19 protein-coding genes, 1 tRNA gene and 1 riboswitch are annotated in these 23745 nt (G+C 42.0%); of the genes, 15 read left to right on the top strand and 5 right to left on the bottom strand.

Annotated elements, in window-relative coordinates; translation table 11 throughout:
• Positions 1-2343 (top strand): hypothetical protein, encoded by a 2343-nt coding sequence (locus NLP_RS03915; protein ID WP_104905236.1) that lies wholly within the window; start codon positions 1-3, stop codon positions 2341-2343.
• Between the two features lie 149 nt (positions 2344-2492).
• Here the strand turns inward: NLP_RS03915 and aroH are convergent, their stop codons facing one another.
• A complete protein-coding gene (gene aroH / locus NLP_RS03910; protein WP_234017197.1) occupies positions 2493-2813 on the bottom strand; it encodes a chorismate mutase in 321 nt (106 codons plus the stop codon).
• Positions 2814-3092: 279 nt separating this feature from the next.
• Between aroH and NLP_RS03905 the strand changes: the two genes are divergently transcribed.
• Together NLP_RS03905 and NLP_RS03900 are read left to right on the top strand one after the other, a co-directional pair.
• Positions 3093-3773: a HEAT repeat domain-containing protein gene (locus tag NLP_RS03905; RefSeq protein ID WP_104905234.1), complete on the top strand. Its 681-nt coding sequence runs from the start codon at positions 3093-3095 to the stop codon at positions 3771-3773.
• A gap of 75 nt (positions 3774-3848) precedes the next feature.
• On the top strand, positions 3849-4415 hold the full coding sequence (locus NLP_RS03900) for a phycobiliprotein lyase (protein ID WP_104905233.1): 567 nt from the start codon (positions 3849-3851) through the stop codon (positions 4413-4415).
• Positions 4416-4485: 70 nt separating this feature from the next.
• Here the strand turns inward: NLP_RS03900 and NLP_RS03895 are convergent, their stop codons facing one another.
• Positions 4486-4989: a 2TM domain-containing protein gene (locus NLP_RS03895; RefSeq protein ID WP_104905232.1), complete on the bottom strand. Its 504-nt coding sequence runs from the start codon at positions 4987-4989 to the stop codon at positions 4486-4488.
• Positions 4990-5311: 322 nt separating this feature from the next.
• Here NLP_RS03895 and NLP_RS03890 point away from each other — a divergent pair, with 322 nt between their 5' ends.
• Both NLP_RS03890 and NLP_RS03885 read left to right on the top strand, forming a co-directional pair.
• On the top strand, positions 5312-6028 hold the full coding sequence (locus NLP_RS03890) for an ROK family protein (RefSeq protein WP_104905231.1): 717 nt from the start codon (positions 5312-5314) through the stop codon (positions 6026-6028).
• 848 nt (positions 6029-6876) lie between these two features.
• Complete coding sequence (locus tag NLP_RS03885) at positions 6877-7428, top strand: peptidoglycan-binding domain-containing protein (RefSeq protein WP_104905230.1); 552 nt, start codon at positions 6877-6879, stop codon at positions 7426-7428.
• A 61-nt stretch (positions 7429-7489) separates the two neighbouring features.
• Here NLP_RS03885 and NLP_RS03880 read toward each other — a convergent pair whose 3' ends face one another.
• From NLP_RS03880 to NLP_RS03860, 3 genes are all read right to left on the bottom strand, one after another.
• Positions 7490-9910: a sucrose synthase gene (locus tag NLP_RS03880; RefSeq protein WP_104905229.1), complete on the bottom strand. Its 2421-nt coding sequence runs from the start codon at positions 9908-9910 to the stop codon at positions 7490-7492.
• A gap of 699 nt (positions 9911-10609) precedes the next feature.
• Entirely contained in the window at positions 10610-14692 is a 4083-nt protein-coding gene (locus NLP_RS33995) for a response regulator (RefSeq protein WP_199784755.1), read from the bottom strand.
• 457 nt (positions 14693-15149) lie between these two features.
• A tRNA-His gene (locus NLP_RS03860) sits at positions 15150-15222 on the bottom strand.
• 124 nt (positions 15223-15346) lie between these two features.
• Here NLP_RS03860 and NLP_RS03855 point away from each other — a divergent pair.
• The 10 genes from NLP_RS03855 (at position 15347) to NLP_RS03810 (ending at position 23685) form a co-directional block, all read left to right on the top strand.
• Positions 15347-15730, top strand: coding sequence for a DUF4359 domain-containing protein (locus NLP_RS03855; RefSeq protein ID WP_104905228.1), 384 nt, complete (start codon positions 15347-15349; stop codon positions 15728-15730).
• 141 nt (positions 15731-15871) lie between these two features.
• On the top strand, positions 15872-16618 hold the full coding sequence (locus NLP_RS03850; protein ID WP_104905227.1) for a sirohydrochlorin chelatase: 747 nt from the start codon (positions 15872-15874) through the stop codon (positions 16616-16618).
• Positions 16619-16626: 8 nt separating this feature from the next.
• Entirely contained in the window at positions 16627-17394 is a 768-nt protein-coding gene (gene cobA, locus NLP_RS03845; RefSeq protein WP_442946641.1) for a uroporphyrinogen-III C-methyltransferase, read from the top strand.
• A gap of 156 nt (positions 17395-17550) precedes the next feature.
• Positions 17551-17722: riboswitch (cobalamin riboswitch) on the top strand.
• Between the two features lie 22 nt (positions 17723-17744).
• The gene (locus NLP_RS03840) at positions 17745-18164 is read left to right on the top strand and encodes a DUF1636 domain-containing protein (RefSeq protein ID WP_104905225.1); all 420 of its coding nucleotides are present in this window, start codon (positions 17745-17747) and stop codon (positions 18162-18164) included.
• Entirely contained in the window at positions 18161-18901 is a 741-nt protein-coding gene (locus NLP_RS03835) for a cobalt-precorrin-6A reductase (protein ID WP_104905224.1), read from the top strand. Before NLP_RS03840 ends, NLP_RS03835 begins: the two co-directional genes overlap by 4 nt.
• A 29-nt stretch (positions 18902-18930) precedes the next feature.
• A complete protein-coding gene (locus NLP_RS03830; protein WP_234017196.1) occupies positions 18931-19482 on the top strand; it encodes a PEP-CTERM sorting domain-containing protein in 552 nt (183 codons plus the stop codon).
• Positions 19483-19628: 146 nt separating this feature from the next.
• Positions 19629-19868, top strand: a complete 240-nt coding sequence (locus NLP_RS32745) for a hypothetical protein (RefSeq protein ID WP_158680271.1) — start codon at positions 19629-19631, stop codon at positions 19866-19868.
• Positions 19869-20112: 244 nt separating this feature from the next.
• On the top strand, positions 20113-20982 hold the full coding sequence (locus tag NLP_RS03820; RefSeq protein ID WP_104905222.1) for an inositol monophosphatase family protein: 870 nt from the start codon (positions 20113-20115) through the stop codon (positions 20980-20982).
• 50 nt (positions 20983-21032) lie between these two features.
• A complete protein-coding gene (locus NLP_RS03815; RefSeq protein ID WP_104905221.1) occupies positions 21033-22013 on the top strand; it encodes a 2-dehydropantoate 2-reductase in 981 nt (326 codons plus the stop codon).
• A 478-nt stretch (positions 22014-22491) separates the two neighbouring features.
• Positions 22492-23685, top strand: coding sequence for a Fic family protein (locus tag NLP_RS03810; RefSeq protein WP_234017195.1), 1194 nt, complete (start codon positions 22492-22494; stop codon positions 23683-23685).
• Positions 23686-23745 lie beyond the last annotated feature (60 nt).

Raw genomic sequence — 23745 nt, 5'->3', positions numbered from 1 at the left:
ATGAGTACCGATTTTGTCCCCCAACCGCAGAACGACGATCGCTTCCTAGAAGAAGCGATCGATCTGTTACTGTTCTTGGAGCAGGAGTTGCCTAACTATACAAAAGACAGTAACCCTGGTACAGCTTTGGCTCTCATGGAAGCTGCTCGCTCTCTGCATTCGATTGCCATAGCAGCTGAGCTAGATGCCATTGCCATAGTTGCGGCTGCACTAGAAGAGATTTTTCAGCTTCTGCATCAGTATCGGGCAACTGTCAACGCCCCAATCGCCTCTCTGTTGTCGGAAGGATTAGATTGCCTACAGATGCTGCTGATGGCATTTTTAACAGCCTCGCAAATTGAGGAAGTAGAAATTCTGGAGCGCATGTCTGCCATTGTTGCTCGTCTACAAGCAGAGTTTAGCGATCGCCAACAAAGCATCATTCCCCAGGAAACAAACCTTGAGATATCGATAGAGCAACCGCAGGAATATCAACCAGTTATTCAGTTTGGCGACCGCCAACAAAGCGTTATTCCCCAGGAAACAAACCTTGAGACATCGATACAGCAACCGCAGGAATATCAACCAGTTATTCAGTTTGGCGATCGCTTGACCGAGGTAGAATCTTCTGCGGTTCTACCAGAGCAAGTTATGGTTCAAGATAAGGAAAACTCGGACAGAGAACTAATAAGTGAAACTGGCAGCCTTTGTGACGTAGATACCGAGCAGTTTCCCGCCAAGGTAGGGGAACTAGCAAACCCCGAAGAGTATGGGGAAGGAGATTTTCAGGCTTGGTTGGGAGATTTTTCGCTGCCGACTGAAACTTCTGTTGCATCCCTAGTTAAATCTTTTCCTCATCACCATACACTCTCTTTGCAAGAATCCATTTCTACCATTGTTGCAGCAAGTATTCCAGCCGCTACACCCATCAATATTAAGCATCTCGAACAACTAAACGCGCTAGTTGCAACATTATTAACTACATATAATCAGCAAGCCTGTCAGGAAGAACAACAGCAACATACGATCGGGCGGTTGCTCCGACAAGTTAAACGATTACAACACCTGCTGGATAATCTACAGGAATGGTCAGGACGTTTAGCAGCAATTTCAGATACCCTTTCTCCTCTAGCTGCTTCTCGCTCTCAGCAATTATACAGTACTCTTCAATCTGTTTTGGCTGAAGCGTCTCAAGTGGCATCAACTGTTCATTCCCTGAATAACAATCATCATCAACTCAAACAAGAACTGATACAGCAGGAAAAGTTGCTTAACCATTCTTCCAATTTAGTCAAAACAGTCACAACTATTCCTTTAAGAGTAGCCTTAGAACCGTTGCATCAGCTTTGGTCTCAGTTACAAGCTCTACAAGATAAGTCTGCTAGACTACATTTACAAATTAGCGATATCCAAGTCGATCGGGCGTTTAGCGATCGCCTCCATGCTCTCCTGTTGCATATAAGTTGCTATTTACTAGAGCAAAGTATTGAGTCTTGCCAAACACGCCAACACCTTGGTAAAAATAGCAACGGTATCATTGAAATTCAAGTTTACCAGCAGGGAAATCAACTGATTATTGATGGCTGTGATGATGGCGCAGGACTTAACTTATCTCAAATTTATCAATCGGCTTTAGCCCAAGGGTTCGCCCTTACAAAACCAGGAGATTTACAAGGAACTCAACAGACTGAATTGGTACTTGAACCAGAAGTTTCATCTGTTTTATACGATCGTGCTGCCTTAGAGTTAGGAGTAGAATTAACTGAAATTTGCAAGCAATTAACAGCTGTTCAGGGAAGAATAGTATTGAAGTCTAAAGCTGGACATGGTACAGCCTTCTCGCTCCAAATTCCCCTAGATCAAAAAATTGCTCAACTTATCGTCTGTCAAGCTAACTCCAGAGTCTATGCATTTATTGCCGATTCTGTAGAGCAGATTTGTCTATCCCAGTCCGAACAAATTATCCAAACTCAAGCAGGACGCATGTTGTTATTGCAGTCTTCTGGCAGATCGAGTGGCTTCCTTGGTTGTGCTCATGAGCATTTAACAACAGAAATGCTCGTCCCTATCCATTTATTGACTGATGTGCTGATTTGTCCTAACCACCTTCCCACCTCAGTTACTACTTACAGCACAGATACACTCAATGCTTTCAAGCAGGATAAGCCTTTATTAGTATTTCGTTACTTAGACAAACTATGTGCTTTAGAATTAGATTGCATCATCGGCAAGCAATTCTCTGCGATCCATTCTCTGGGGGAAGCAATCCCAGTTGCTGCTTATATCCAAGGAACTAGCATTCTTGCCAATGGGCAACTTAGCCTAGTTTTGGATGGTCGCCTTCTCACGAAATCTCTAACTTGAACTCAATACCACCAAGCAATGACTGAAGCTGTAAATTACATTACTGAAGATGATGCCTTCTGTTGGTTCAATCACTGTGGTCTATTTATCTGAAATTTGCTGTAACTAAAGTCTTGCAAAGCGATGTCTGCGACGGGCTACGCCTACGCCTAACGTAACAATGCTATATCTGGACGTAACTGAGCAGCACGATGCAGATAGACTGGGCGTAATGCATTCCGGGGTAGAGGAGTGTTTAAGTGGATTAGCACCCGAATACAGCGATCGAGGCTATTGGCAACCTGCATCTGTTGCACATCTAGCAAAGGAATTTGATCCCAACCAGGACGACGACGTGCCACCGCAGGCGGAAACATTGCATCCAAGTCTGGAGTTGCAGAAAAGGTAACACTGACAATTTCCTCAGAGTCTAAAACATTGTTTGTTTCTAATACCAATTCTTTATGAAGCTGCGCTAAATAAGGCTTCAAGGATAAAGTCGTAATACCAATTCACGATGAAGATGTACTTAATATTTATTAAACGAATTGCCAAGTACGCCTTTTCTTAGAGAGGGCTATGGATGCGGGTGATTTTCCCAATTGGCAGACGCTTTACACCGACTTCTGCAACTGGTAAAGCGCGATCGCTTTTTTATTATTCATAATTGAGCCATTTTGTAAAGTCGCCAAACTCCTACTTCACTATGGCGACAGCCTGATCAACAAATCGGGTAAATTAAGATAAGTAAAGAAAACGCTTTGAACTAAATGGCAGCTCTAAGCTTACAAGAAATTTCTACTCAGCTAGAAAGTCCGAATTTACGCGATCGCATGGTAGCCCTTGCTAATCTGCGTCACGTTGCGGCTGAGGATGCAGTTCCTTTGATTAAAAAGGTACTAGACGACGAATCTTTGCAACTGCGATCGATGGCAATATTTGCTCTGGGAATCAAGCCAACGCCAGAATGTTATTCTATTTTGGTAAAAATTCTCGAAAATGACCCTGATTATGGTATCCGCGCTGATGCCGCCGGTGCTTTAGGATATTTGGGTGATGCCAGAGCCTTTGAGGTACTTTCACGGGCATTTTATGAAGATACTGATTGGCTAGTACGTTTTAGTGCAGCTGTTTCTCTAGGTAATATTAAAGATCCCCGTGCCCATCAAATTCTTATTCAGGCATTGGATAGCAAAGAAGTCGTATTGCAACAAGCTGCAATCTCTGCACTGGGAGAAATTCAAGACATCGAATCTGTAGATAAGATTCTGCGCTTCGCCCAATCAGATGATTGGTTAGTGAGGCAGCGTTTGGCAGAAGCCTTGGGAAATCTTCCCACTCCCAAGAGTGTCTCAGCTTTAAAATACCTGGAAAAAGACAATCATTTCAACGTTGCTGAGGCAGCCAGAATTGGCCTCAAGAAGCTTGAGGAAATAGGCAATCAAGCTTAATATTAGAGCTTCCTGCTATCTTTTAATAATAATTAAGCGGGAATTTTAGCATTTTGATGCAGGGTAATTTCATTCATGAATATTGAAGAGTTTTTTCAGTTAAGTGCTGGTAAATGGTTTTCTCATCGTACTAGTCAACATTTGGCTTTTAACCAATCGGAACATAGCAAGTCAGATATTATCATTGAGGCGCTGGCAGTAGATCATCCAGAAGCCGTCAAGCTGTGTCAAAGTTATAATATTAATCCTAGTTCTGCTTCCTGTGCTACCAAAATTATCTGGAATGGCACAATGGACAAGGATCAAACAAAACATAGTGGTTCAATTGTGTTAGTTTCAGTACCTGATGCGGATAATCCCACCCAAGGCAGGTTACTGAGAGAAATAGTTGATGCCAATAAAACTCCAGTTGCCGGACGCTATAAAATTGACAGCGATGGTGCTTTGATCCTAACTACAGAAGATGAAACCATCTTCTCAGAGGAACGCCTGTGGTTTGCTAGCCCCAATTTGCGAATGCGGGTAAATGTCCTCAAGAGTTTTGGTGGATTTAGTATTACTTCCTTCACTTCTGAGATTCGTATGGGTGGCTTTCCACCCCCTGAGAAGGTTTCCGAGGCGGCTAATTCAGTATCTAGTTAGTTCGCATCGCAAAATATTCCCCCCGTTTCTGGGGGGAATTAAGTAGAGATGAGTTAGGGAAAGTTTTTTATTAAGCCTGTAATACTTTAAACCACTTATTCAAAACTGTGCTAATGGTTTTCTTAATCTGATGGTTACGACTCCATTTTTGGAATGCCATTTCATACTCTTCGCCTTTAATTTGAAAGGTATTCCAGACATCAAGCGCTACAGGCAATCCACAGAATAGTAAAATGTACAGCGACCAAGAAATTCCGCCACCAGTGATTAAATCAAGCAGTATAAAAAAGCCATTGAAAATTGCATATTTGCTTAAACGCTTCTGAAATCTTCTGATGCGGTAGGCGTCAAAAGCTTTTCGCTGTTGAACTTGGCCTTGTTGTAATACCCAATCGCGTTCTGCTAATTTTAAAGACTCAGGTGAAATTTCTAACTCAGCAGCAATTTCTAATATATGCTCATAAGAAAATTCTGTGTCTTTATCATCTGCTTGACGAGCGATCGCTAAGTGCAGAATTTGTTGGACATCTTCTTGGCTATACGAGCGGATGCTTTGAGGTTCAAAGGCCGTCATAATTCTTTCTCTTATATTACTTTTAATAGAAATTTGCTGCTTGATAGATTTTAAGCAGCTACGCCAGTACTATCTCTATTATTCTTAGATTAACAAATCTAGATGCTGTCCGGCATCGAATGTATGGGATTTTTAACTTTGGGCATTGGGCATGGGGTATAAGAGGCAGAGGGGATAAAACTTACTGCAACTTCTCCCTTGCTCCCCTGCTCCCCCATCTCCCCACTCCCCACCAATATAAAGACTCTCCAAATATCCAGATATTATCAAATGCAGCAGAGCATAATAACGAAATAACAAGCATTAACAAGGATGTAACTCAATGGTTGAAGAAAATGGATCGATTCGTACCCTATCGGTTGATATTGGCGGTAGTGGCGTTAAGGCTATGGTTTTAGATATTACAGGGAATCCTATAACGAAAAGGGCGCGTTTAGATACACCTCAACCTGCGACACCGGAGGTTGTAATTAATGCAATTGTTGAGTTAGCAGCGGCTCAAAGTGAATTTCATCGCGTTTCGGTCGGTTTTCCTGGTGTGGTACGGTCTGGAGTCACAGAGACAGCCGTAAACTTACATCCAGATTGGATTGGATTTAATTTGGAAACAGCATTATTAAAACACTTAAACAAGCCTGTACGGGTGATTAATGATGCAGACATGCAGGGTTTTGGTGCGATCGCAGGTAAAGGTGTCGAATTGGTGATTACTCTGGGTACGGGGTTTGGTTCGGCTTTATTTGTAGATGGTAAGCTAGTACCAAATATGGAAATGGGGCATCATCCGTTTCGCAAAGGGGAGACTTTCGAGCAGCAGTTGGGGCGTGCAGAGTTAGAAAAAATTGGTGAGAAAAGATGGAATAGGCGTTTAGAAAAAGCGATCGCATCTTTGCAACATCTGTTTAATTATGACTACCTTTACATTGGCGGTGGTGAAGCTGTGAGAGTGAATTTACAGCTACCGTTAAATGTCAAACTCATCCCCAATATCACTGGTTTATTAGGCGGTATTGCTTTGTGGCGAGATGAAAAAAGGTAAAAAGTTTTTCAATATCCATAACTGAGAGTACTAAGCGATATCTAAGGGCGGCCTACACCTACACGCTTTTTATCAAGGTACATCCTTTCTCAAAGTTTCAAAATGATATAAAAATTAACACAGACTAGACAAGGAATTGTACAAACATTATGTTCAGTGCCCCTGTGTAATTTTGTCATGTAGTATCTAAACTTTAACTCAAATTTAATACCGTGCAACAAGGTTGTGCGGTTTCATTCTTTTGAGGTTAAAGTGTGCGCTTTCTGAGAATAGGTTGAAAGAGCGACATAAGTTGTGATTGATAAAAAGTTTATAACCCCCTGTAATATCGTGTTCGACTAAAGACTTATCATTTAGATCGCAGTTATTGCTGGGAGCCGGGGGAAAGAGGCTTTTGGGATTTTTGCACAGATGTGGTAATTATAAGTAATTAACCGAACTTGATATAAAATAGGAAAAAGTATTTGAAATTAATTAAGAGCTTTTAATCAATAGTTAAAAAACTGACTCGATGAATTGAGTAGTATTTTTACTGACAGTATAAATATGATAAAAGCAACATAGCATACCAAGCACGATCCAAATATAACTAGGTAAATTTGTTTGATGGCATTCCCAGACGCTCGTATAGTATGTTATTGTCTAAACGATCGATTTAGATAGTATGTCTGATAACTTGATGGCTTGATTAAGTATATTAATCTGATTAAATGGAATCGGAGGTGAGCAAATATGAACATGAAAATATTATCTGGAAAAATTAGTACATGACTTTTTTATTTGGTCAGTATGTACTATCCCGAACAGCAACAATGTTGTTGGTTAAAAGAAATATTGGTTAAACTAAAATGACTGAAATTAGCCTGATGATGACGGGCGAGTTAACAATAAGACAAGCATCTGGGGCTAATTTGCCACAGCAGCAATTATTTCAGATGGAAAATGACGTAAACCAGTCAAAACAGAGTCAGTTAGAGATAGCTGCTAAAGTTACACCACCTGAATTCATGCAGACAGATGGGATTTCCCAGGCTTCTCTCTCAGCGCTGAAACTAGAAAAAGAACGCATACTTCAGAAAATCAGCAAAAAGAATCTGGGACTAGTTTCTTCTAACTTAGGTAAGCCTAAGAAATCTTTTCAGTCTGGAGGTAAAGTCCGTACAAAGGCTACAGGACGGTTCCAGAAGTTTAGCAGCCAACTACCGACTCTTTATTTTGGTAGTTCTGGTATTGCTGTCAGAGCCTTACAACAGCTATTAGTGTCTAACGGTTATGCTGTGAGGGTGGATGGGATTTTTGGCGCACTAACAGAGACTGCTATCAAAGCCTTTCAAAATCAGCAAAATTTAGGAGTAGATGGAATAGTTGGTCAACGAACTTGGAGTGCATTGACAATTTAGTTATTTGTGCTTTAGTCATTTGTCTTTAGTCTTTAGCTAATGACAAATGACAAATGACAAACTAACGGTACTTATGCTGCTCTAATAGCTGTTGCGCTCTTGGCTTGTAAATTAAATAGAACAAAGCCTCTATATAGCGTAACAAATCTTCCCGATTTTCTTTTGAGGTAAAGTTCCAGAAGCCATAAATTCTTGCTAACGATAACAGCTTGGTAGTGTGAATTTTCCAAGTATAGGTGCTGTAAACTCGGTCAACTCCTCGCTGCGAAATTTCATTCCAATAGTTGGGATTTTGTTCGCATTTAGTAATGAATTCTATAATTTTTGTGGCTGTCTCCTCTAAATTTGTCGGGTTAATATAAAATCCATTCACCTTATCTTGAATAATCTCTAATGGCCCACCAAACTGTGTGGCAAAAGTTGGCAATCCTGAAACCATTGCTTCTAAAATTGTTAAACCAAAAGCTTCAAATAAAGCTGGTTGTACAAAAATTCCCTGATGATCGGCAATGACTCGGTAAATTTCACCAGAATCAGTTTTAGTCAGGCGCACACCCAGCCACCGAATTTTCCCGTGGAGATTGTACTGATCAATAATTTGGTAAAGTTTGATAATTTCGTCACGTTCTTCGTTGTCGCCTGATTCTTCGACGCGCAATTTACCCGCCACCAAAATTAAATTGCAATGCTCTTGTAATTCTTTACTTTGACCATAACATTCAGCTAAACCTGTGAGGTTTTTGATGTGGTCAAGACGCGCCATTGAGAAGAGAGGGCGCTTGTTAGGATCGTCGAGTTTGCCAAAGATTTGCGTGGGGTCTTCCAGAGTAAAAAGCATTTCTGCAAGGCGTTGGCGATCGCTCTCCACGCGGTCTTTATTCCGGGTGTAGGGGAAGTAATTATTTTCGTTTACTCCAGGCGGTACAACATTAAATTTGGGACTAAATAATTCAATGCCATTGGTAACATGGTATAACTCCGGCATGGTGAAGCACTTATAAGACTCATACTGTCCCACACTATCCGGTGTTCCGACAATTTCTTGGTAGGTGCTGCTAATCACAAAATTGGCTGCATTCATCGCAATCAAATCAGCAGTGAATTGCAAAGAAAAATGATATTTCTCCTCTAATTCTTGCCAGTAGAGGTTACTGAACAAGTATTTAGATTTTTCTAAAGCATGGGCAACATTGCATTGAGTAACTTTCAGCCGTCGCGCCAGCAAGAATGCTACTAAATTCCCATCAGTATAGTTTCCAACTATTAAGTCAGGTGTGCCGTGAAATTCTGCCCTTAGTTCTCTTTCGGAATCAATGGCAAAAGTTTCTAGATAAGGCCAAAACTCAAACCGGGAAATCCAGTTTTGAGTCATGTTAGGGTTAAAATCCCGTAAAGGCACTCGCAAAATCCAGGCATTTTCGGTATCGTGGACTTTTTCTAGCCGTTGATTACAAAGAGTACCATCACTATTGGGAATCAAGCGGGTGAGAATAATTACCTTTGGCTGGACATTCAATTTCTCTAAACCCGCAAGCAGGACATCTTCTTGTAGCTGCTTCTCTAGGCTCTTTGCCTGGTCAAGGACGTAAACTACCTGCCCGCCGGTATCGGGACGCCCTAAAACTCCCTCTTGCCCAAACCAACCGTGAGCTGACACCAAGACGATTCTAAAAATCATCGGCACACGAGAAATGAAAGCTTCTAGGGTCTGAGGATCGGCAGAATCAATCAATTCATCGAGAATATTTAAAGTTTCCCCCACTCGCGCTGCGGTGTTACCCCAACCTGGCTCAAAACCCATTGACTGCAATTGGAATCGGAATTGTTCGTAAGGTTCATCATCGGGGCGATCGCTAACAAAAGTTATGGCTTTTTTAACTTGTTGGGAAAGTAGCTGCTGTGATTGAATGCGATCGTTGAGCAGCAGCTGAACACCGTTGTATTGGTGCAAACGCAAGAAATTCAACAAGCTATCCAGCAATTGTTTGGAGTCTTGAAATAGTTGGCTGGAAAGATAGCGGTTGAGAAATTCTACCCCCTTACCAATATTTTTGGGGTCGCGGATGACTGGGGAGTAGTCATAAAACGGGCCGAAGTCCAATTCTAGCAGGCCGCCCTCGTTAGGATGATATTTGTTCACCAAGCGATCGCGTAGATCCAACAAATCCTGCACCGTCATCGGCTCAATGCTTAAGTCTGATGTCAACCAATAAACTTCTTGGCTGGCAATCTTAGAACGGATGATGAAACAGAAGTTTGAGTCCTCCTGAATTATTTCCTGAGTATAGTAAATGAGTTTGCCTAACTCCGAAGAAGTGTAAAAAGTCTCAGGTTTTTGGGACTTGGAGCAATACTCACTATATACATTGAGTATATCGTTCCGCAGCAAGTACTTCTTTTCTTGTTGGCGTAATTCACTAAGAAAGGAACGTAAATCACTTCTTTCTTCACTATCTAAGACTGCTTGAAGCAATTCAGACATAGCAACTCCACTAAATGACGATGTTTGCATTGCTAACTTTCTAAGCGAGACAAATAAGCCTCCACCTTTTGTTAGACACATATAAAAACGAAACAACACAGATAAATATAATTTATCTGTGTACCTACAAGTATCAGCTTTTTAGCAGACACTTAAATCGTGTTCTTCTTTACCTAAAGTATCTATGACTCAGTATTTTTGGATCTTACTAAAGAAATACAATTTTTATTTCTTTTGATAGATGTTAGTAAATAACTCCATCATAATATTTGGAGGACAAATTATCACGCTCTCAATAGCTTGATGTAATCTTTAGTATATCATTTATTCGCGTATATTTTGATTGTCAACACATCTAGAAGAAAAATATTTAACTAAGTAAGTTGGTACAATCAAACCAAACTGTGTGAAGAAAAGTAAACAAGGCTCAAACCCTTTTTCTTTTTGCTCCCTGCTCCCTGCCCTCTGCTTTATCCCAACGATAATTATTTACGCCGACCTATTTATCAAGCTCTATAAAACTTGTAAATGAATATTTTTTTAATTATTTCAGAGTGCTAATATTCCTTTTTATAGTGCGTATAAATAATTTATTCTTAGAATAATTGTAAGAATTCAGCACCCAAAAGTCAGGAGTCATAATTTATAAGGAATCTAGAATAATTAGTATATTTATTCATCAAATGTTATTCTGATTCTTTAACTATTTTGAATTTTGAATTCTGAACTCTGAATTCTGCTGTAAGTCCGCATTTCGACGACGATCGCCACCAAAGCTTCTGGATCGATAGGTTTGGGGACATGACGTTGAAATCCGGCAGCGATCGCTTGCTGCCGATCGAGTTCTCCGGCATAAGCTGTTAAGGCAATAGCGGGAATTTGTCCCCCTTGCTCAAGCCCAAAGGTACGAATTTGTCGCATCAGCATATAGCCATCCATCTCTGGCATCCCAATGTCACTGATGATGATGTTGGGAATGGATTGAGCGATCGCTTGCAACGCATCAGTGCCAGATCCAACAGCAGTAACGATCGCGCCACGTTCCTCTAAAACAAAAGCGATGAACTCCCGCGAGTCTGTTTCATCATCGACGACTAAAATGTGAATGCCGCTCACATCACTCTCTTTAATGGGTGATTGATTTAAGATTGGTGCTTCAGTTAACTGAGGCGCAAGCGGAATTTTAACCGTAAATGTAGCTCCTAGCCCAACACCTGAACTGTCTACTGTCACCGTTCCACCGTGCATTTCCACAATTTGGCGCACGATCGCTAATCCCAAGCCCAGTCCGCCAAATTTGCGGGTGGTTGCGCCATCTTCTTGTCGGAAATGCTCAAACACGTAGGGCAAAAAGTCGGTACGAATCCCTTTTCCGGTGTCGGTGATTTGAATTTGGGCGTGATTTTCAACTTGAGATAGGGCAACCGTGACTTGTTTTTCTTCAGGTGTAAACTTAACAGCATTAGACAGAAGATTCCACACAACCTGCTGCAATCGCCCTGCATCCCCGATTACCACTCCCATAATCGGTGAAATGGTCGTGTGAATTTGGATTGATTTAGTTTCTGCGGCTAGCCGAACCGTTTCTAACGCGGCTGAAATCACTGCATTCAGGTCAATTGGTGAGGCTGATAAGCTCATTTTGCCTTGCAGAATCCGGGAAATGTCGAGCAAGTCATCAATTAGCTGCACCTGGATCTGGGCGTTGCGCTCGATCGTGGCGATCGCAAGATTCGTTTTTTCAGGATTAAGCTTTCCTCCCTGTAATAGTTTTGACCATCCCAGAATTGGATTCAGGGGAGTACGTAACTCATGGGAGAGAACCGCTAAAAACTCATCTTTAATGCGATTACTTTGATCTAACGCTTCGGCACGTGCCTGTAACTCTGCAACCAGGCGCGATCGTTCTAAGGCAGCAGCAACTTGATTGGCAAGGGTTTGCATGAGATCGAGTTCGTCGCGCGTAAAGTGATCGCGTTGACGAGTTCCCAGTCCCAGAGTACCCAAAACGCGCTCGCCTACCATTAGTGGATGACAGGCATAAGCTCTGGTACCGATTGACTGAACTTCAACAGCAAGTGGATCGGTCTTTGAGAGTGCATTTTCAACGATCGCTGGCTTCTGATGTTGCACCACATAACCACACACCCCCTGCCCTAACTCCAAAAATTTAACAGATAAAGCAATATCTTCTGAGATACCCCCATAGGCTTGTAGCTCAAGGCGTTGCTGGTCTTCTTGAAACAAGTAATTGAAGTAAACTTCCAGTCCCAAATAAGTGGAAACCTTTTCAAACAAACTGGCTAAAAACACCTTGGGATCTTCGTTGAGCAACAGATCGTTAGCGACTTCTGAAAGCAGCTTCAGCCGTTCGTTGCTGGCTTTGACAGTCGCTTCGATTTGCTTGCGATCGGTAATGTCTCGCGTCACACCTGCTACCGCTTCTACCATCCCATTTACGCCCAAAAGCGGGACGAAAATGTATTCATAGGCGCGCGTGCCAAATGCGCTTGTGTACAGCATTTCATCTTTGAGCGGTTGGCGCGTCTCGATGACTTGCTGAATCTGTCTTTGGAGTCTGGTTGCTAAATCTATTGGATAATCCAGGTCAAAAAAGTTTTTGCCGAGAGTTTGAGCCGAAGTTTTTTGGAAGAGGTCGAGCAACGCCTGATTGACGTAAGTGAACCGTCCAGACAGATCGAATGTGTAAATAAAATCGGTTACGGAAGAGGCGATCGCGTCAAACTTTCGCAGTTGTCGTTCGAGTTCGGTGGAAATCTGTCGCCAAGCATCTTCGGCTTGTTTGCGTTCAGTAATATCTGCCAGTGCCCCAGGAAAAGCAAGCGGTGTGCCATCAGCAGCATATTCAACGCGACCGCGGGCGGCAAGCCACCGCTCCTCGCCTGCTGCCGTATAAACACGGTACTCACTGATGAATTCTTTGCCAGTTTCAATCGCCTGGTTAATTGCAGCGGTCACTTGGGGGCGGTCTTCTTCGTGTATCGCCTGTATAAACAGTTCAATTGGTAAACCGCTTGCTGCCTCCACAGAGTCAACACCAAACAAGTGAGCAAAGGCTGCATTCACGATCACCAGATTCTCGGCAATCTTCCACCGCCATGTGTAAATCGCTCCTGCCGCTAAAGCGGCCTCCCATTGCACATAGGCTTCCCGGAGGTCAGCTTCAGCTTGTTTGCGATTGGTAATATCGATTGATATTCCGACCATCCGCTCAGGATTGCCCGCCTCGTCGTAAATCGGATGCCCACGAACGATTACCCAGTGCGTACTGCCATCGTTCCAAACATTGCGGTATTCCACATCGTAATCGGTGTGGTTGGTAATCGAGTCTTGAATTGCCGCCTGCACCCAAGTCCGATCCTCTGGATGAATCCGCTCCATCAGAACTTGGTGCGAGAAATCAGCGTCAATGGGTAGACCATAATTGAATTTGCACTGGTCAGAAACAGACAGAACATTTGTTTTGAGATCGAATTGCCAGGAGCCGAGTTTGCTGGTCTTAAGGGCGAGTTTAAGTTGCTGTTCGCTGGCTTGGAGTGTCTGAGCCGCTTGTTTGCGGATGTCTGCCTGTTTTAAGATTGACTCAATACAAGCCAGTAGTTCGCGGTCCGAAAACGGTTTGATTAAATAATCATCGGCTCCGGCTGCCAACCCTGACACGCGAGACTCTTCACCCGGCTGCGCGGACAGCAAAATTACGGGCAATTCGCTCCTTTGGGGGTCAGCCCGCAATTGACGCAGCAACTCAAACCCATCCATCCCCGGCATCATTAGATCGCTGAGAATCAAATCTGGGCGCTGTGCCTGGATCGCAGCCAGAGCCGTAGCCCCATCTGTGACTACCTCAACCTCATACCGTTGACTCAACAATCGCCACAGATAATCGCGCATATCGGTGTTGTCATCTGCCAGTAAAATTCGGGCGGGTAAGGAAGATGGCGCGATCGCTGAAGGTAAAATCCAGTTGGAAGCGATCGGTTCGGATGAAGCTTCAATCCCTGCCGCTTCCTGTTGCGAAAACTCAAGCAGTGTGTTGACTAATTTTAGCAACCGAAGTCCATTTCGCTGCACGAGTTCAAGGCGATCGCGCTGTTGCGGTGCTAATGGAGCTTGAATGTCGAGTAATAGGTCTTCGATTGGACTCAACATCAGCGTTAAAGGCGTGTGAAATTCATGCGAGATATTGCTGAAGAATACGGTCTTAGCGCGATCGAATTCTGACAACGCCTCATTCGCCGCTTGCACTTGTTCGTTGACCTCTTGTAACTCCTGCGCTCTAGCAGAAATTTCCCTCTCCATTTGTTCGGTGCGAGACTGGAGTGATTGATTGAGCTGACGCTGCTCATTTAGCTGTTGCTGCACTTGCACAAACTCGGTGACATCTTCGACTCGGTGAATAATGTGCGTCATTTCACCGTTTTCACCAAAGATTGGGGAGTTGGTTGGCGTCCAGTACCGCTCCTGAAAACCACCGCCTTCTGATTCGGGGCGGCGAATGTCATACTTCTGCACTGCCATCGTGTGAGGCTTTTGATACTTCAGTACGCTTGACAACGAGGTACGCAAATTCTGAATTCCAGTACCATTCGGATCGTCGGGATTGTCTGGAAAAACCTCGAACAAATGGCGACCAACAACCTCTTCTCGTTTGGTCTTCGTTGCCCAAAAGTAAGCATCACTTCCCCCGACAATCACAAAGTCGAGTGAATAGACGATATACAATCCCGGTATTGATTCAAATAAGGTTTGAAAATTCAGCATCCCTTCCTCTAATCGGTTTTAACTTCTTGGCTTAAAAAGCTATTAAAACAAACAGCAGTCCAATTAAAGGGTGCTGCAAAGCGTAAATTTATAGCTTCAACAGTCCAGAGCTTGGGTCTTAGAGGACAGAGGCTTGCAGAAGCAGAATTAGGATGCAATCGAGGCACTCACTATATAGTAAAGGAATAAGAGAATTAAAAGTGGTATTACTTGCCTCGATCGCATCACTCCAAAAGGATGTAAGGCATTGCATACCTAATTTTAATTTAGCAAGTAAATTTGCTTATATACATATATTCCTTTAATAAGATAACCTAATCAATTATAGTAGGCTTGCAATCCTTGCAAGTCTATAAAGCTATAGATGACAGATTGTTGGTAAAGTGATGCTTATGAGGGTTCACACCATACAACCCATCTTTAATAGGAGTATAGCTATGAATATGAAATTATCTAGGGCGAACGATGGGAATTGAACCCACGAATGGTGGTACCACAAACCACTGCCTTAACCACTTGGCTACGCTCGCCATTCAACAATTTGAATTATAGCAATAAATTGACAAGCGATCAAGAGTTTTTGTTCAAGGAACGGACTTAGTTGATTTAGAGTCTCTGGAGTCTGACGATTACAATGAATTTTACTTGGCAAATATGAAACCATTGACCATCATCGCGTATACTGGAGCAGCAGTAGGACTCGCCGCCTTGGGTGTGTCAATGGCGAAAACCAATCCCAGTCAGGTTGAATATGAAGAATATGCAGTTCAACGGCTGACAAAATACTTAAAAAACGATGTATGTAAAAAAACTACGAATGTTATTGAAAATTTAATCCGTTTTAATTGTGATAAATTAGTTGACTCGGCTAGCCCGCAAATTCAAGAAGTTATTGCCAAGACCACAGAAAGGCAAGATTTCGTTATTTTTAGCATTTACCGTACAGATTTAAAAATAAATTCTTGGATACCTTCGTACAAATTTGAAACGGTAGGGGCTTTCGATCAATTTTATACTTACACTGCCGAAAAACAATAAGGTAAGGAGTAGGGCGAGAATATAAAAGTGATTAAGAATACTTCCATTTAGTAATTAATAATAGTTTCAATAATTACCAGAGTACTTATTATCCCCAGCTTAATCTTAAATAAGAATAGTAACTAAGAATTTAATTTACCGATGTCATCTGCCTATCTGCTACTATCTCACGGAAGTCGCGACCCGCGCCCAGAAATTGCTATGCAGCAACTAGCTAGGCTGATATGTCACAAATTGCCAAAAAACCACAACTCAGCAAATAGCGAACATTTGGTTGGCATCGCTGCTTTGGAAATGAATCCTCAGCCTTTACACGAGCAGATTCAACAATTTGCTAAGAGCGCTTTTGGCGATTGCCCAGTGTCTCAAAATGAAAATAGCCTCAAAATTGTACCGCTATTTCTACTGCCGGGAGTGCATGTCATGACAGATATTCCCGCCGAAGTAGCACTAGCACAGCAGACTCTTGGTCAAGATATCATGATTGAGTTGCAACCATATTTAGGCTCTCACCCCAATTTAGAGAAATTGCTGGCAAAACAAATAGCTGCTATAAAAGCAGAAGCATGGATTCTATTAGCTCATGGTAGCCGTCGCCCAGGTTCTCAAGAAACTGTGGAAGCAATGGCGGCGAGTTTGGGAGCCGTGACTGCTTATTGGGCTGGTCCTCCTAGTTTAGAATTACGGGTGAAAGAGTTGGTAGGTGCTGGTTATCGGGAAATTGCAATCTTGCCATATTTTTTATTCGCTGGTGGAATAACCGATGCGATCGCCACCTCAATAGAGCAGCTAAAATTACAATTTTCTGCGGTGAATTTCCAATTGGCAGAGCCATTGGGAGCAAGTGCAGAATTAGCCGAGCTAATTTGGGATTTAACAGATAGATGAACCGCACAATGACAGAAAGGAACAAGTATTTGGGAAAGGTTTATTTAGTCGGTGCGGGGCCAGGAGATCCAGGACTAATAACTCTGAAGGCGAAAGGTTTGTTGGAATGTGCAGATGTAGTCATCTATGATGCCTTGGTGAGTCCGGCTATTTTGGCAATGATTAATCCCCAAGCCGAGCAAATTAATGCTGGTAAACGTGCGGGGAGACATTCGTTGTTGCAGTCAGAAACAACTCAATTGCTGATTGATAAAGCGCAGGATCATGCAATTGTAGTGCGGCTAAAGGGTGGCGATCCGTTTATTTTTGGTCGCGGTGGCGAAGAGATGGAAGAATTAGTCAAAGCTGGAATATCAACGGAAGTAGTGCCCGGTATCACATCGGGAATTGCAGCAGCAGCATACTCAGGTATTCCTTTGACGCATCGGCTGTATAGTTCATCAGTGACATTTGTAACTGGTCACGAGGCGGCGGGTAAGTATAGACCGATTGTAAATTGGAGTGCGATCGCTCACGGTTCCGAAACCATTGTAATTTATATGGGAATTCACAATCTGCCTTATATTGTGGAAGAATTAAGTGCAGCTGGGTTGAATTTAGAAACGCCGATTGCTTTGGTGCGCTGGGGTACACGACCAGAACAAGAAGAATTGATTGGTACTTTAAAGACAATTGTCAAACAGGTAGAGGAAACTGGATTTAGTGCGCCTGCGATCGCAGTTATTGGACAAGTAGTAAATATGCACAGTATTTTATCTGGCTGTCGCCCAGTTTGATGGTTGCCACAAAGCTTGTTGTTTCGTATTCTCCGATAACCCTAGTACCACTGCGTGGAAGTCAAAAGTCAAAAATCAAAAGTCAAAAGTATTGTATTCCGGACTTTCGCGTCATTTTGAATGGTATGTTTATTTACGCCATGTTGTACTAGTGTATGATCGATAAGGTTATTCGGTTCTGGTGGGAGTCAGTCACCAGAGGTAACGGGGAAAGTTCGGTGCAAATCCGGCGCTTGGGAGCAACTGTGAACCAATTTGAGATTAAAGAACTAAATCTCAAATCTCAAATTGAGTGAGTCAGGATGCCCACCGAAATAGATTTATTAGTTTCACATATCTGCGAGGTACAGATGACTACTACTGTAAATATTTCCCCAACCAGTCCAATGGAAGTTGCTGAACATACTTTATTTGTTTGCAAAACCTGTGCCAGTGTTTGGCAAAATGGAAAACGCTTAGGTGAAAGTGGTGGTGAAAAACTTCTACACGAACTTCAGCAGTTGGCACAAGATTGGGACTTACGAGATCGATTCCCGATTCAGGAAGTTGAATGTATGAGTGCTTGTAATCGTTCTTGTGTAGTCGCCTTTGCTGCTAAAGGTAAATTAACATATTTATTTGGTGATTTAGGCGTTGATGGTAATGCCTCTGCGGTACTGGAATGTGCTAGTCAATACTATGCCAAAGCAGATGGTTTACTACCTTGGTCAGAGCGTCCAGAAGCAATGAAGAAGGGCATTTTAGCAAAAATTCCACCTTTATCTAAATGATCCGCGTTTTGATTCTGGGTGGGACGGGTGATGCAGCAGAATTAGCTGCCAAAGTTACGACTATCCAAGGGTTAGAAGTAATCACCTCTCTAGCTGGCCGCACCCGTGAACCGTCAGTACCGTTGGGCGATTTACGGGTTGGAGGCTTCGGTGGCGTGACTGGATTGGCTAGCTATCTGCAAGTCATGCAAATTGACTTATTAATTGATGCAACCCATCCTTTCGCTACTCAAATTTCTTTCAATGCCGCAGATGCAGCAATGGAAGTTAGAGTACCCCGCCTGATGTTAATTCGTCCACCTTGGGAAAAAGTAAGTGGCGATCGCTGGATTGAACTGGATAATGTTGCAGCCGCAGCAACAGCCGTGCAAAACCAGGCACAGCGAGTGTTTTTGACAGTTGGTAGGCAAGAACTGTCCGCTTTTGCTCACCTAGAGAAAATTTGGTTTTTGATGCGGATGATTGACCCTCCTGGCGATGATGCTTTAGTACCGCCGGGGATGGTATTGTGCGATCGCGGGCCTTTTACCCTCAATAATGAAAGACAAATTCTGATTGAGAATAACATTGATACCATCGTCAGCAAAAATAGCGGTGGCGATGCTACAAAGCCCAAGATTATTGCAGCGCGAGAACTGGGCGTAAAGGTTGTGATGGTCAATCGTTCAGCGATACCGCCAGGGGAACAGGTTAGTAATGTTGATGCTGCTTTGGCGTGGTTATTAGATCGCTGCTAAGTAAATAGGCAAGATTGATAATACTATCTTTGTTAATTCCGTATAATACACCGGAACCTTCTACAATATCCGCGATCGCAGTAACGACTTCCATGAAAAATCTAGCTTTATCTGCCATAGCCCTCGTCACCATATCTGGATTAGTTTTCGGGACAATGCCGGACGCTTCTGCTTTAAGTTGGAACTGGAATTATTCTGGTACTGGCATAGAAGCGAACGGTATTTTCACCACTAATGACACCCCTAACGATTTGGGTTTTTACTTGATTACTGGAATTACTGGTACACGAAATGGTGAAATAATTACTGCTCTGCAACCCGCCGGGACTCCAATGCCAGGAAACGAACCTTTTGATGTTGATAATTTAATTAGCCTTAATACTCAGCAGTTAACACGTAAGGGTTTTGCGTATTCCATTTCGGGAGGAAATTATTCTAGTCCATTTTTCGCTAGTTTTTTGCCGACACCAGGTTATTTAGAGGTTTTTTCTGCGCCAAATAGACCAGGTTTTGAAAAGTTAGGATTAGAAGATAGGGAATTACCCATTAGTTTTTCTGCAAACCTAATCACCGTCCCTTAACCCACTTCTATTTTTAGCTTACTCATCATCGGCACTCTGGGCGCACCTCCAGTACTCAAACGTCACAAGCTATTCAAATTCACTCAGAAGAAGCTCGAAAAAGTTTCCTAAAACCATTTGTAGGGTAACTTTAATTAAATACAGTTTTGCGTAAAAGCGTAGCGTTTTTAATCCAAGCCAACGCATTAACAATCCAAGCCAACGCATTAACAATCCAAGCCGACGCATTAACAATCCAAGCCGACGTATTAACAATCCAAGCCAACGCATTAACAATCCAAGCCGACGTATTAACAATCCAAGCCGACGTATTAACAATCCAAGCCGACGCATTGACAATCCAAGCCAACGCATTAACAATCCAAGCTAACGCATTGGCATTGTAGGATATTGCCTTTGATTAATTCGCTATGAATTAATGAAATGCTGTACTAAGTGTTGGCGTTCGGTCTTAAACCCTTAAATTTACGAGAAAACTTGCGATTTATCTATAGGCTCTTTGAGACATACAGATTAAAGTAATATAGCAACGGTGGTATTATTGCATCCAAATGATACCGTAATTTTGTCTAGATGTAGAATTATATCGCCCTGCCAACGGGAGATTATTTCTAAAAGGAGTTTGCTGTAATGTCCACAACCCCAACTACTCGATTAATTTTAGAGACTTTACTCCCTCATCTCAAAGTAGCAGCAGCCTATGCCCATTTTTTACAACCAAAAATTGCTGCACTTCCCGCCAAAGAACAAGGAAACAACTTTTTTAGTGCTGCACTTACTGATGCAGATGTGGCTATTCAAAATCTGGTAGAAGTAGTATTACTAGGCACTTTTCCCGATATTCGCTTTTATGGTGAAGAATATGAAAGTTCTAATAATACCAAATATTTTCGGGCTACCGAACTTGGTTCAGAAGGTGATTATTTAGTCACACTCGACCCAATTGATGGCACGAAGTTTTACATGGATGGACATTCTAATTACCAAATTATTCTCAGTATTCTAAATTCTGATGATTTTGAAGCAGTAATCGCTATTTCTCCTGCCCAAAATGTTTATTTTTACGCTCTCCGAGGTGAAGGTGCTTTTGAAGGGACACTGGAGATGAGCTTAGCAGCCTGTACCCCGTTACATATAACATCTCCTAAACCTGCTATTTTGTTGGGATGGGGAATGAATGCGATCGCACCTTTACTAAAAGATCGATATCAAGTAATCGATATAGCAACTGATTACTCTAGTGATATTCAAATTCCCAATCTCAATGGTATTCTCAGTGGCGACTTGAGTGGAGCAGTCATCAAATCGGGCAAATTTATTGATGGTGCTGCACTTGCTTTTATTGCGAAAGAGGCTGGTTGGATTGTAACTACTCTGGACGGTTCTACTTTACCACCACTGCATACTTGTAAGAACTATAGCCTGCCTGGATTGATAGTGGCTGCCTCAAAATCTGTTCATCAAGATTTACTGAAAGCGATGCAAAGCCTAGCTGTTTGATGTAAAAGCAACTGGATAACGTCTTCCATGACTAATATTCTTTTGACAAAATGAAAATCTGTATTGTTGGCGCGGGTGCTATCGGTGGATATTTAGGGGCAAAACTGGCACTTGCTGGTGAAGCCGTGACGTTAATTGCGCGTGGTTCCCATTTAGAGGCAATTCAAAAAAATGGGCTGAAGTTGTTCATGTCAGACGGTTCCAGCCAAATTGCTACTCCATTTATGGCAACTAGCGATATTCAGTCAGCGGGGACGCAAGATGTAGTAATTTTAACTGTCAAGGCTCACAGTGTATCTGCGATCGCACCTTTTCTCCCAGCACTCTACGATGCTCACACGATAGTGGTGACAGCCCAAAATGGCGTTCCTTGGTGGTACTTTCGCAAGTATGGCGGTGAGTATGAAGATACGCGGATTCAATCTGTCGATCCAGATGGGATTATTGAAGCTAGTATCGGTGCTGAACGTGCTATCGGTTGTGTAGTTTACCCGGCAACTGAGATAATTGAACCAGGTGTAATTAAACATATTGAAGGCGATCGCTTTACTCTCGGTGAAATCGACGGTACTAAAACAGAACGCATTCAATTATTAGCCCAGACTTTAAAACAAGCAGGATTTAAAGCACCAATCCGCAACCAAATTCGCACGGAGATTTGGATCAAGTTGTGGGGTAATGTGGCGTTTAATCCGATCAGTGCGCTGACTGGTGCTACTTTAGAGGATATTTGCCGCTATCCCCTCACCCGTGAACTAGCGCGACAAATGATGACTGAAACTCAAGCGATCGCTGAAAATTTGGGTATAAAGTTTGGCATTACTTTAGAACAACGAATTAATGGCGCAGAAAATGTTGGTGCCCATAAAACCTCAATGCTACAAGATATTGAAACTGGACGCTCCACGGAGATAGACGCTATTGTTGGCGCGGTGGCAGAATTAGGAAAACTTACTCAAATTCCCACACCTTATATTGATGCGATCTATGCCAGCGTCAAGCTCCTGGAAGCGACCAAATTAAAGGTTTGATTTGACTTTCCTTGACTTTTGATAGCATCTGGAAAGCAGCGGACGGGGAGGAAAGTTTGTCTTCACCAGAGTCTTTCGGTTCCTCACCAAAACTCTGGTTTTTAGCATTATATGCGTAAAGCAGGATAAGTCTATTTGATGAAAGTTAAAAGGTCAAACTCTTATAGAGTTAATTAATCAAAAAATGAAGTAGGGATGGGATATTTCGTATTCTATCCCTATTTAGGTTTAACTTTCTTTGATTTCTAACAGATTTAAAACTAAAACAGATGAAACATTGATCCAAAATTAATGTTTTATTTACTACAGTAATTACTGGCATCCACATAAGTATAGCAAGTGTATTGATAGCTCAGGGAACTAAGGCAAAAGGAACATGCAGTTTACTTGCTGTTTGTTTCAATATATCAAATTTATAATCATATCATGTATAAACACAAAAAAACTCTTATTGCTGATATTAAGGGTATTTGATAATATGGATAAAAAATTGTCTCTTGTGAATGAAATCGATAATATGATTGATACCGATAGAGCAGGTAGATACATAGAACAGCTTACTGGATACAAAGCTTTTATACCTAATCCTTTACCGCCTATACCCAAATTATGTATTGATGATGAAATGTTAGAACTTTTATCACAAGCAGATAGAGCATTAGGTCGTTTAGATGGATCAACAGACGCTTTACCTAATCCCGACTTATTCGTGTTTATGTATGTTCGTAAAGAGGCAGTGTTGTCAAGTCAGATAGAAGGAACACAAGCTTCTTTAATAGATGTTCTTGAGTTTGAATCGCGTACAGTGGAACCAGACAACCCGCAAGATGTAACCGAAGTTGTCAACTATATTGCAGCAATTAATCACGGACTCGAAAGATTAGAGAATAATTTTCCTTTATCATTGCGATTGATCCGTGAAATTCATAAAGAATTATTGAGAGAAGGTCGAGGTTCTGAAAAGGGTTCAGGAGAATTTCGCCGCAGCCAAAATTGGATTGGTAAGGGAAGATGTAATTTAAAGGAAGCTACTTATGTTCCACCTCCACCCCATGATATGCAAGAAGCTTTAAGTAATTTTGAGAAGTTTTTACATGACTCTGCTCCAATGCCAGCTTTAATTAAAATTGGATTAGCTCATGCTCAGTTTGAAACAATTCACCCTTTTGAAGACGGCAATGGGAGAACAGGACGCTTACTAATTACTCTCTTATTATGTGAAAAAAATATATTAAAACGTCCTTTGCTCTATATATCTTATTACTTCAAAAAATACCGTTTGCAATATTATGATCATCTCCAATCTATCAGGGATAATGGGGACTGGGAAAGCTGGCTTAAGTTTTTTCTGAAAGGTGTATATGAAGTTTCTCAGGAAGCATCTACTGTTGCTCGTCAAATAGTTAATTTAAAAGAAGATCATCGTAAAACAGTAATGGAACGAATGGGAAATCGGAAGGCAGGGAATGCTATAGCTTTACTCGAAAAACTCTATTACAAGCCAGTTTTTAATATAGAAATGGCTCAAGAGTTTACCCAATTATCATACACTAACGCAAACATTTTAGTCAGAGAATTATGTAATATAGGAATTGTGGAAGAAGTTACTGGAAATAAACGTAACCGAGCTTTTATTTATGAACCATACCTGTCTATTTTTAAGGAGTCTTAACAACAAAGCAAATGCAGATTCAAAAGCTTCTGCACAAAATTTATAGCTACACTAAAATCT

The organism is Nostoc sp. 'Lobaria pulmonaria (5183) cyanobiont' (assembly GCF_002949795.1).
Lineage (GTDB): Bacteria > Cyanobacteriota > Cyanobacteriia > Cyanobacteriales > Nostocaceae > Nostoc.
Note: the sequence above shows the minus strand (reverse complement) of the source record. Positions and strands in the feature narration are given on the sequence as shown.

Bases quoted from the DNA above. Each gene is read 5' to 3' on its own strand.
- NLP_RS03820 (WP_104905222.1), top strand. From the start codon at position 20,113: ATGTCCACAACCCCAACTACTCGATTAATTTTAGAGACTTTACTCCCT.
- NLP_RS03810 (WP_234017195.1), top strand. From the start codon at position 22,492: ATGGATAAAAAATTGTCTCTTGTGAATGAAATCGATAATATGATTGAT.
- NLP_RS03885 (WP_104905230.1), top strand. From the start codon at position 6,877: ATGACTGAAATTAGCCTGATGATGACGGGCGAGTTAACAATAAGACAA.
- NLP_RS03850 (WP_104905227.1), top strand. From the start codon at position 15,872: ATGTCATCTGCCTATCTGCTACTATCTCACGGAAGTCGCGACCCGCGC.
- NLP_RS03905 (WP_104905234.1), top strand. From the start codon at position 3,093: ATGGCAGCTCTAAGCTTACAAGAAATTTCTACTCAGCTAGAAAGTCCG.
- NLP_RS03840 (WP_104905225.1), top strand. From the start codon at position 17,745: ATGACTACTACTGTAAATATTTCCCCAACCAGTCCAATGGAAGTTGCT.
- NLP_RS33995 (WP_199784755.1), bottom strand. From the start codon at position 14,692: ATGCTGAATTTTCAAACCTTATTTGAATCAATACCGGGATTGTATATC.
- NLP_RS03835 (WP_104905224.1), top strand. From the start codon at position 18,161: ATGATCCGCGTTTTGATTCTGGGTGGGACGGGTGATGCAGCAGAATTA.
- cobA (WP_442946641.1), top strand. From the start codon at position 16,627: ATGACAGAAAGGAACAAGTATTTGGGAAAGGTTTATTTAGTCGGTGCG.
- NLP_RS03890 (WP_104905231.1), top strand. From the start codon at position 5,312: ATGGTTGAAGAAAATGGATCGATTCGTACCCTATCGGTTGATATTGGC.
- NLP_RS03855 (WP_104905228.1), top strand. From the start codon at position 15,347: ATGAAACCATTGACCATCATCGCGTATACTGGAGCAGCAGTAGGACTC.
- NLP_RS03895 (WP_104905232.1), bottom strand. From the start codon at position 4,989: ATGACGGCCTTTGAACCTCAAAGCATCCGCTCGTATAGCCAAGAAGAT.
- NLP_RS03815 (WP_104905221.1), top strand. From the start codon at position 21,033: ATGAAAATCTGTATTGTTGGCGCGGGTGCTATCGGTGGATATTTAGGG.
- NLP_RS03900 (WP_104905233.1), top strand. From the start codon at position 3,849: ATGAATATTGAAGAGTTTTTTCAGTTAAGTGCTGGTAAATGGTTTTCT.
- NLP_RS03880 (WP_104905229.1), bottom strand. From the start codon at position 9,910: ATGTCTGAATTGCTTCAAGCAGTCTTAGATAGTGAAGAAAGAAGTGAT.
- NLP_RS03915 (WP_104905236.1), top strand. From the start codon at position 1: ATGAGTACCGATTTTGTCCCCCAACCGCAGAACGACGATCGCTTCCTA.